Origin of the sequence: Mesorhizobium sp. M7A.F.Ca.US.006.04.2.1, from assembly GCF_004022915.1 — a bacterium.
GTDB lineage: Bacteria > Pseudomonadota > Alphaproteobacteria > Rhizobiales > Rhizobiaceae > Mesorhizobium > Mesorhizobium ciceri.
Window position 1 is genome coordinate 1 of record NZ_RZQA01000244.1, and the last position, 7,565, is coordinate 7,565.

Genomic DNA, 7,565 nt, shown 5'->3' on the forward strand with positions numbered 1-7,565 from the left:
GGCCGTCATAGGCGGCACCAGCCTGTTCGGCGGCAGGGGCAGCGCCTATTCGGCACTGCTCGGCATCATCGTCATCCAGTCGATCGCCAGCGGCCTGACGCTGCTCGATCTGTCCTCGTCGCTTCGGTACATGATCACCGGCGCCGTGCTTGCCATCGCGGTCATCGTCGACTCGCTGGCACGCCGCTCGCGTGTCTCGCATGGCCGGGCCTGAACCCATCAACAGGAAGCAAGACATGAGCCAAGAACTGTCCGGAAAAGTTGCCGCCGTCACCGGTGCCGCGTCAGGCATCGGCCTCGAATGCGCCAGGCATATGCTGGCGGCCGGCGCCACCGTGGTGCTGGTCGACCGCGCCGAGGCGACGCTGAACAAACTGTGCGCCGAACTCGGCCCCAAAGCGATCCCGCTGGTGATCGACCTGATGCAGCCGGCAAGCGTCGCCACCATGATGCCGCAAATCCTGGAGAAGGCCGGCCAACTCGACATCTTCCATGCCAATGCCGGCGCCTATGTCGGCGGCGAGGTGGCGACCGGCGATCCCGACGTCTGGGACCGTATGCTCAACCTCAACATCAATGCCTGCTTCCGCTCGATCCAGGCAGTGCTGCCGCACATGATCGAACGCAAGACCGGCGACATCATCGTCACCAGTTCGATCGCCGGTCTGGTTCCGGTGGTATGGGAACCGATCTACACGGCCTCCAAGCACGCCGTGCAGGCCTTCGTCCACACGGTGCGCCGGCAGGTCGCCAAGCACGGCCTGCGCGTCGGCGCCGTGGCGCCCGGCCCGGTGGTGACGGCACTGGTCGACGACTGGCCGAAGGCCAAGCTCGAAGAGGAACTCGCCGCCGGCGGCCTGATGCAGCCACGGTTCCAGCGTGATCGCGGCTTGTGAAAACAGCGGCGCCGACGAAGGCAGGTCGCGGCGGCGCCGCGCCCAGTCGGGATCGATGTAGAAGGCGAGAAACAGACCGGGCGTCCCGTTTTGCGACAGAACATGGCTGTGCGGCTGGAAGGAGTTGATGCCGGCGGCCGTTCCAGGTCCAAGCCGGACGGTCTCGCGGCCGATGGTCATTTCGCCGGCCGTACCTTCCAGCCAGATGATGAGATGGGCCTCGACATGGGCATGGGTGACGAAGTCGCTTGCGACATTCAGGATAGAAACATGTCCGAACCGGCCCCAGTAGAGCCTGATCGCTTCCGTCATGGGTATATCCTCCCGCAGGCGACTGGCCTCCCTTCGCCTGCAGTGGGGATTGTGCGGCCGAGTTCGGGGCCGCGTCAAGACGCGCGGGGGCGGCGAGGGCGAATGACGGCCAGTGAGGCCGGATTTTCAGACTGAGCGATACGCACTGGAACGAATGGCGGTCGGGAGAATTGCCAACCTCAAACCGAAGCCGTCATGCCGCCATCGACATACAGCGTATGGCCGTTGACGAAGGACGAGGCATCTGACGCCAGAAACACGGCGGCGCCGATCAACTCGTCGACATTGCCCCAGCGCCCGGCCGGCGTGCGCTTTTCCAGCCAGGCGGAAAATTCGGGATTGTCGACCAGCGCCTGGTTCATCTCGGTGCGGAAATAGCCGGGCGCGATCGCATTGATCTGCAGGCCGTGTTTGGCCCAATCGGCGCACATGCCCCTTGTCAGGTTGCGGATCGCGCCCTTGGTGGCGGTGTAGGGCGCGATGTTCGGCCTTGCCAGTTCGCTCTGCACCGAACCGACGTTGATGATCTTGCCCTTGCGGCGCGGGATCATGTGGCGGGCGACCGCCTTGGCTGCATGGAAGGCGCCCGACACATTGGTCTTGAACAGGCGCTCCCATTGCTCCTCGGGAAAGTCCTCGAGCGGGGCGCGGAATTGTATGCCGGCATTGTTGATGAGGATGTCGATGGCGCCGATCTCGGCCTCGATGCGGGCAATGTCCTCGTTGACCGCCTGAAAGTCGGTGACGTCGAATACCGAGGCGTGCGCCTTGAAGCCGGCGTTGCGCAGCTTTTCGACGGCGCTGTCGATCCTGGCGGCGTCGCGGCCGTTCAGCACCACGCTTGCCCCATGTTCGGCCAGGCCCCGAGCCAGCGCGAAGCCGATGCCCTGGCCGGAGCCGGTCACCAGCGCCAGCCGACCCTCGAGGCTGAACAGGGAGTTGGCCATCAAACCGTCTTTTGTTTGACCATGATCTCCGGACAAACGGTTCCGTTTGTCCGAGAAAACCGGTTTCCACTTTTCGGGATCATGGTTCTAGTCGCTGCGGCGGAAATTGCGGATGCGGTCGAACAGCACCGCCAGCAGGATGGCGCCGCCGATGAAGACGCCTTGCCAGAAGGCATTGATGCCGAGCAGGCCGAGACTGTTGCGGATCACCTCGATCAGGGCCGCGCCGACGATGGCGCCGAAGGCGGTGCCGACGCCGCCGGCCAGATTGGCGCCGCCGATGACGGTGGCGGCGATTACCTGCAGCTCCATGCCGGTGCCGAGATTGGTGGTGACGGCACCCAGCCAGCCGGTCTGGATGATGCCCGCAATGCCCGCCGACAGCGCCGAGATCATGTAGACGGCAACCTTGATCTGGCGCACCGGAACGCCGGTCAGCGTTGCCGCGTGCTCATTGCCGCCGATGGCGAAGATATGGCGGCCGAACTTGGTCCAGCGCAGGATGAAGCCGGTGATCAGCGCCAGAAGGATCATGTAAAGCACCGGGTTGGCGATGCCGAACACCCAGGCGCCGCCGCCCAATGACAGAAGCTTGGCATGGTCCGGCCCGAACTGGAAGACCACCGTGTTGTTGGAGGCGACCATGGCGAGGCTTCGGGCGATCGACAGCATGCCGAGCGTCACCACGAAGGGTGGAAAGCCGAGATAGGCGATCAGCACGCCGTTGAAGGCGCCAATGGCGAGCGCGGTGGCAATCGAGGCCAGGATGCCGACCTCGATCGAGTAGCCGGCATGCATGGTGACGGCCAGCACCATCGACGACAGGCACAGCACCGAGCCGACCGACAGGTCGATGCCGCCGGTGATGATGACGAAGGTCATGCCGAGCGCGATGATGGCGACGAAGGTGATGTTGCGGGTGATGTTGTAGAGGTTCTTCGAGGTGGCGAAAGCGTCGGTGGCAAACGACAGGAACACGCAGGCAAGGATGACCGCGATCACCACCCAGAAAGTCTGGCTGGCAAACAGTCTCGCGGCCAAGGATTGCTGCTTATGCTCGATCGGCTGGTCAATTGTCAGTGCCATCGTCGACCTTCATCTGCTGTGCGTGGTGGAATTCGCTTGAAATCAAACCTGTTCGATAGCGCCGGTGATCAGCCCGGTGACTTCCTCGGGCGAGCTCGACGCAATCGTCTTGTCGGCGACCTTGCGCCCGCGCCGCATGACGATGACGCGGTCGGCGACGGTGAACACGTCAGGCATGCGGTGGCTGATCAGAACGACGGCGATGCCCTGATCGCGCAAATGGCGGATAAGGTTCAGCACTTCGGCGACCTGGCGCACCGAGATCGCCGCCGTCGGTTCGTCCATCAGCACGATCTTGGCCTGCGACAGCATGGTGCGGGCAATCGCCACCGCCTGGCGCTGGCCGCCCGACATCTGCTTGACGAGGTCGCGCGGACGGGTCTCGGACTTCAATTCGGCGAAGAGCTGGCCGGCACGCTTGTACATCGAGGCATAGTCGAGGATCCGGAACGGCCCGACGCCGCGCCGCAACTCACGGCCGAGATAGACATTGGCGGCGGCAGTCAGATTGTTGCAGAGCGCAAGGTCCTGGTGGACGATCTCGATGCCGTGCTGGCGGGCTTCCGCCGGCTTGTGCAGGATCAATTCCTTGCCGTCCATGTGCATGGTGCCATGGCTCGGGCGGAAATTGCCGGCGATCATCTTGACCAGCGTCGACTTGCCGGCGCCGTTGTCGCCCATCAGGCCGACCACCTGTCCGGGCTCGATCGACAGCGAAACGTCGTTGACGGCCTGGATAGCGCCGAAATGCCTTGAGATGTTGGTGAGTTCGAGAACCGCCACCAGCCTTTGCCTCCCCGTGCTTTTGCGACCTGCAGCTGTTACCGGCGTGGATGCCGACGCTGCTTTGGCCTCGCTCTCCCCGGCTCCTCCCGAAGACGGCGTTAGCGTTCTTTTACGCAAAAGCCGGCGCACGTCAATCAATTGTCGGACGAATTGGGCCAGGACTATTTTAAAAATCCGTTTTGTAGGACAAATAGCATTGACGTTGGCGCCAAGCCGATATTAGCTAAGCGTCGGAGGAGATTATGCCGATCCTCGCTGGCGGTTCGCCGGCCGGAATTGGCGGAGGTTTGACGGTCCAGGATCCGGCGGCACCTGTGTGTGAGCTGATCTGAAGCCGAATCTGGAAATGCTTATCGATCTGTCCTGGCGACACGAGCGCTCGCGAAACGACCCTCGGTCATCACGCATCCGGTCGATCTGTATGGCGGGCACGCCGTGTCCGTTTGTTTCAAGGGAGGACTGACATGAGGAAAACACTTTTGCTCGCCGCCGTCGCCGCCATGGCGTTGGGTGCCGGGCCGGCTTTGGCCAAGAAACAGCTCGTCATTGTCGTGAAAGGTCTCGACAATCCGTTCTTCGAGGCCATCCACCAGGGCTGCGAGAAATGGAACAAGGAAAACGCCAGCTCGGAATATGAATGCTTCTACACCGGTCCGGCGTCGACTTCGGACGAGGCCGGCGAGGCGCAGATCGTCCAGGACATGCTGAGCAAGGCCGACACGGTGGCGATGGCGATCTCGCCGTCCAACGCGCCGCTGATCGCGCAGACGATCAAGAGTGCCAATCCGTCGATCCCGATCATGACGGTCGATGCCGATCTCAGCAAGGAAGACGCAGGTCTTCGCAAGACCTATCTCGGTACCGACAATTACCTGATGGGCAAGAAGATCGGCGAGTACATCAAGAAGGGCAAGCCGAATGGTGGCACGATCTGCACCATCGAAGGCAACCCGGCAGCCGACAACATCCTGCGCCGCGCGCAAGGCATGCGTGACGCACTGTCGGGCAAGGAGGGCCTCGCCGCACTTGCCGGTGAAGGTGGCTGGACCGAAGTCGCCGGCTGCCCGGTGTTCACCAACGACGATGGCGCCAAGGGCGTGCAGGCGATGACCGACATCCTCGCCGCCAACCCCAAGCTGGACGCCTTCGGCATCATGGGCGGTTGGCCGCTGTTCGGCGCGCCGCAGCCCTATCGCGATCTGTTCGGACCGCTCAAGGACCGGATCGCCAGCAACGACTTCGTCATCGGTGCCGCCGACACGATCGGCGACGAGATTGCGATCGCTCGTGACGGCCTTGTAACGGCTCTGGTCGGCCAGCGGCCGTTCGAAATGGGCTACAAGGCACCGTCGGTGATGATCGACCTGATCGAAGGCAAGGCGGTCGCCGATCCGGTGTTCACCGGCCTCGACGAGTGCACCAAGGATACGGTCGACACCTGCATCCAGAAGTAGGTTCTCGATTTCGGGGCGCCCGGCTGCGGGCGCCCCGTCATTCCTGGACGGAAGCGATAATTCCCGAACGGACGCAATGGTTGGGGCAACCGGCTCCGGCTTTGCTGCGCCCGTGATCTGGATTTTTCGGCAACGAGATCGGCGCCCGTGCGGTTCGGACCAGTCCGGACGACAGACGGTCGACGCATTGGAACGTGGATGCCGGACGAGAAGTCAAGCAAGCGAACCGACCGGGCCAAGGCACAAGCCAGCCACGGCCCGGCTGTCATGCGCAAGGCCGGTGCCGCGCATTTTGCCGGAGCGAGCGTCCATGTCTCGCTGGCCGGCGAGATCGGCCTGCGGATCGTGCGTGGCGACTATCCGCCCGGCACCATCCTGCCCAACGAGTCCAGATGGGCCGAGATCTTCAATGTCAGCCGTTCGGCGGTGCGCGAAGCCATCAAGATGCTGATGGCGAAAAGCCTGTTGGCTTCACGCCCCAAGATCGGCAGCTGGGTCGAGCCGAAGGAGCGCTGGAACCTGCTCGACCGCGACGTGCTGGCCTGGTACGCGACGGCGCCCGACCGCGAGGCGTTCCTGCGAACCGTGCAGGAGTTTCGTCATATCATCGAGCCGGAAGCATCGGCCTTTGCAGCCATACGGCGCAGTGACGAGCAAATGGCGGAAATCAGCCAGGCCTGCCGCGAGATGGGCGAAGCCTTGAGCCTGCAGGAGCGTATCCGCGCCGATACGCGCTTTCATCTGGCCATCCTGCGCGCCTCCGGCAACGACCTTCTGGTGCCGCTCGGCGTGCTGATCGAGTCGGCGCTCGACCATCTCTTCGCATTCACGACACAGCAGGTCGCCGATCAGCGCCAGGCGCAGAAGCTGCATGAGGCGATCGAAAAGAACATCCGCCTGCAGCGCCCGGCCGCCGCGCGCAACGCCGTGCACAAGCTGCTTGCGGATACCGATGAAGGGATCGGGCGCTGGAGGCGGTGATCGACGCCTGCGTTGGGCAATCGGTTAAATGGTCTGCTTCTTGCCATCCTTCATCGGCATCAGGTCGACGCCGTTCACCTTCCCGATATGCGTTGCCAGCATCGGTACGAATTGCTCGGCCGGGCCGGTTGCGTGGGCACCGGCAAAGGCGTTCTTGGTGGCGTTGCCGAGCGGGTTGGCAATGCCGGCCGCACCCGCCATCGATTCCAGATAGGTCAGGTCCTTGAAGGCGTTGGCGATGGTGAATTTGTGCGCGTCGCGGTCACCTTCCAGCGTCCAGCGCATGAAGGTCTGGTAGAAGCCGCAATCCATGCGGCCATTGCGGATGACGCTGTCGAAGCGCGGCGGCGAGATGCCGACCTTCTCAGCCAGTGCCAGTGCCTCGGAATAGATCGCGGCGTAGCCGAGCGAGATGAAATTGTTGAGCAGCTTCATGCGATGGCCATCGCCGGTGTCGCCGATATGGACGATGCGGCCGGCCCAGGTTTCGATTACCGGTTTCACCCTGGCAAAGAGGGTGTCCGGCGCGCCGACCATGGCGTCGAGTGTGCCTTCCCAGGCTTCCTTCGGCGTGCGGCTGAGCGGTGCGTCGACAAAATCGATGCCGAGCGCCTTGAGTTCAGCGGCAAGCGCAATGGTCGAGACGGGGTCGGAGGTCGAGCAGTCGACGACGACGGAACCTTTCTTCAAACCCTCCTTGAGGCCGCCCGGGCCGCGAATGATGGCTTCGACCTCGCGCGAACCGGTGACGCAGATGAAGACGATTGTCGATGCCGCCGCCACATCGCGCGAGGTCGATGCTTCGGTGGCGCCGCGGCCAAGCAGGTCTTCCGCCGGCTTGCGGTTCTTGCGGCCGAGAAAGGTCAGGCTGTAGCCCTTGTCGACGATGTTCTTGGCGATCCCGTGGCCCATCAGGCCAAGCCCGATGAAGCCGATCTTTTCGCTCGCGGCAGTCGTGTTCATGTCTTCAAGTCCTGTTGCAATGATTGATGTCAGGCGCTGCCGTTTTGCAGGCGAGGGTGGTTGCGGATGGCGATATTGTCTGACAATACACATAAATTCCTGAGGATGTGGAGAGCAAAATGACGAAGCGGATCATGTTC

Annotated in this window: 6 protein-coding genes and 2 pseudogenes; 4 read left to right on the top strand and 4 right to left on the bottom strand. The window is 63.1% G+C overall.

Features of this window, described 5'->3' with window-relative positions; translation table 11 throughout:
• A pseudogene (locus tag EN925_RS15120) lies at positions 1–214 on the top strand (sugar ABC transporter permease); the annotation flags it as partial.
• Between the two features lie 22 nt (positions 215–236).
• A pseudogene (locus EN925_RS15125) lies at positions 237–866 on the top strand (SDR family oxidoreductase); the annotation flags it as partial.
• 521 nt (positions 867–1,387) lie between these two features.
• Here the strand turns inward: EN925_RS15125 and EN925_RS15135 are convergent.
• From EN925_RS15135 to EN925_RS15145, 3 genes are all read right to left on the bottom strand, one after another.
• Positions 1,388–2,155 carry an SDR family oxidoreductase gene (locus tag EN925_RS15135; protein WP_127370376.1) on the bottom strand — a complete coding sequence of 256 codons (768 nt, stop codon included), beginning with the start codon at positions 2,153–2,155 and terminating at the stop codon, positions 1,388–1,390.
• An 87-nt stretch (positions 2,156–2,242) separates the two neighbouring features.
• The gene (locus EN925_RS15140; RefSeq protein ID WP_013530853.1) at positions 2,243–3,241 is read right to left on the bottom strand and encodes an ABC transporter permease; all 999 of its coding nucleotides are present in this window, start codon (positions 3,239–3,241) and stop codon (positions 2,243–2,245) included.
• 42 nt (positions 3,242–3,283) lie between these two features.
• Positions 3,284–4,024 (bottom strand): ATP-binding cassette domain-containing protein, encoded by a 741-nt coding sequence (locus EN925_RS15145; protein ID WP_013530854.1) that lies wholly within the window; start codon positions 4,022–4,024, stop codon positions 3,284–3,286.
• A gap of 467 nt (positions 4,025–4,491) precedes the next feature.
• Here EN925_RS15145 and EN925_RS15150 point away from each other — a divergent pair, with 467 nt between their 5' ends.
• The gene (locus EN925_RS15150) at positions 4,492–5,481 is read left to right on the top strand and encodes a sugar-binding protein (RefSeq protein ID WP_013530855.1); all 990 of its coding nucleotides are present in this window, start codon (positions 4,492–4,494) and stop codon (positions 5,479–5,481) included.
• Positions 5,482–5,679: 198 nt separating this feature from the next.
• Positions 5,680–6,462, top strand: coding sequence for a FadR/GntR family transcriptional regulator (locus EN925_RS15155; protein ID WP_013530856.1), 783 nt, complete (start codon positions 5,680–5,682; stop codon positions 6,460–6,462).
• Positions 6,463–6,486: 24 nt separating this feature from the next.
• On the opposite strand, the gene EN925_RS15160 is transcribed toward EN925_RS15155, so the two are convergent.
• Entirely contained in the window at positions 6,487–7,425 is a 939-nt protein-coding gene (locus EN925_RS15160; protein ID WP_063168519.1) for an NAD(P)-dependent oxidoreductase, read from the bottom strand.
• Positions 7,426–7,565: the final 140 nt, after the last annotated feature.